The sequence below is a fragment of the Luteibacter sp. P4_E6 genome (genome assembly GCF_056401535.1).
Window position 1 is genome coordinate 1 of sequence record NZ_JBFUJE010000600.1, and the last position, 2,226, is coordinate 2,226.

Consider the following 2,226-nt stretch of genomic DNA (forward strand, 5'->3'; position numbering starts at 1 on the left):
ACTACGACATGGGCCTTGAGTGGTACATCGACGATGCCAGCTATATCGCCGTGGAAGGGTTCTACAAGAAGGTCAGCAACTTCAGCACGCTGGTGAGCACGCCGGTGCCGTTCCTCACGAACGCGAACACCGGACAGCCGTTCATCTGGTCGCTCACGCAGCCGATCAACCTCAACTCGTCGAATATCTACGGCGAAGAGGTCACCTTCAACTACCAGTTCACGCATCTGTTGCCCGAACCCTTCAACGGCCTGGGCATGGCGCTTAACTACACGCACGTGAAGAGCAGCACGGCGCTCAGCCCGGGCGTCATCGCGGCATCGGGCAAGTTCGCCGTGCCGGGTATCGGTGACTCGGCCAATGCGAGCCTGTACTACGAAAAGGGTCCCGTGCAGGTGCGCGCGGCGTACAACTGGCGCGGTAAGTACCTGGAGAGCCTCGCCTATGGCTCGGGTGCCCAGCCGGCCACGCGCAGTGCCTACGGGCAGTTGGACCTGAGCGCGAGCTATGCGTTGAACAAGCACGTGTCGGTCTTCGTCTCAGGCACCAACCTGACGCACGAGCACCTCTACGACTACTCCRTGTACAAAAATCGCTTCCTGTACGCCGAAGCGGACGGCACCATTTACACGGTAGGCCTGCGAGGCACGTTCTGATGCTGCCATTGAAGGTTGTGGCATCCGTCGTCCTGGGTGTCCTGTCTTGCGCCATGGCCGCCGCGGCACCCGCCGCGGCGGGCCAGCCGATGACCATCGACAAGGGCCATTTTGTCCTCGACGGCAAGCCGTTCCGCATCGTTTCCGGTGAGATGCACTACGCCCGTGTCCCGCGCGAATACTGGCGGGATCGCCTGAAGATGGCCAAGGCGATGGGCCTGAACACCATCACGACGTACGTGTTCTGGAACGCCCACGAAGCGACCCCCGGCCACTACGACTTCAGTGGGCAGAACGACGTCGCCGAGTTCGTCCGTGAGGCGAAGGAGGAGGGCCTGTACGTGATCCTGCGTCCAGGTCCCTATGTCTGTTCCGAATGGGAGTTCGGTGGGTTGCCCTCCTGGTTGCTGAAGGAGCCCGACGTCAAGGTACGCAGCACCGACCCGAAGTTCATGCAGCCGGCCCAGCGCTGGTTGCATCGGTTGGGGCAGGAGCTGGCACCGCTGCAGTTGAGTCGCGGTGGCAACATCATCGCGGTACAGGTCGAGAACGAGTACGGCAGCTTCGGTACGGATACCGCCTACATGGAGCAGATCCGTCACGGCATCGTCGACGGCGGGTTCAATGCGTCGCTGCTCACCACCTCCGACAGCGCGGAACAGCCCGGCTCGTTGCCCGGCGTCGTGCAGGTCATCAACTTCGGCGTGGGCCACGCCCCGCAGAAGTTTGAAAAGTTGCACACCTGGCAGCCCGGTGGCCCGTACATGGTCGGCGAGTACTGGATCGGTTGGTTCGACCACTGGGGTGCACCGCACCACGTTGCCCCGGCAAAGAAGGTGGCCGACGAACTGTCATGGATGCTCAAGCAGGGCTACTCGGTCAACTTCTACATGTTCCACGGCGGTACCTCGTTCGGCTGGATGAACGGCGCCAACTGGGACGACAACAGCTACCAGCCGGATGTCACCAGCTACGACTACGACAGTCCCCTCGATGAGAGCGGGCGTCCCACCCCGAAGTACCTGGCTGCGCGCGAGGTGATCGCCAGGGAAACCGGCGTGGCCTTGCCACCCGTGCCTGCCACACCGGGGACGCAGGCGATCGGCGGCATTCGACTGGGTGAGTCGGCATCGTTGTGGGACAACCTGCCAGCACCGGTGCCCTCGGCCGAGCCTAGAACCATGGAGTCGATGGATCAGGCCTATGGCGACATCCTCTATCGCAAACACATCGACGTCGACGCGTCCGGCGAATTGCACATCGACACCCTGCACGACTATGCGCAGATCTACATCAACGGCAAGCGGATCGGCACGCTCGATCGCCGGCTGAAGCAGGACAGCCTGAAGGTTGCCTTGCACAAGGGCGACACGCTGGACCTGCTCGTTCAGAACGACGGGCGCATCAACTTCGGCGAGAAAATGCTGAACGAGCGCAAGGGCATCCTGGGTGGCGTCACCCTCAACGGCCAGCCGCTGCGTGACTGGCAGAACTACTCGCTGCCGTTCGCCAACAGCGCCTCGCTGTCTTACACCTCGGCGGCGTGCAAGCATGCGCCGTGCTTCTATCG

General features: G+C 62.5%; 2 protein-coding genes. Both read left to right on the forward strand.

Going from position 1 to position 2,226, the window contains the following annotated elements:
• On the forward strand, positions 1-656 hold a 656-nt coding region (locus AC1DT2_RS21285), incomplete at its 5' end, for a TonB-dependent receptor domain-containing protein (RefSeq protein WP_477298567.1).
• Positions 656-2,226: glycoside hydrolase family 35 protein (locus AC1DT2_RS21290; protein WP_477298568.1), on the forward strand; the 1,571-nt coding region annotated here is incomplete at its 3' end. The genes AC1DT2_RS21285 and AC1DT2_RS21290, both read left to right, overlap by 1 nt.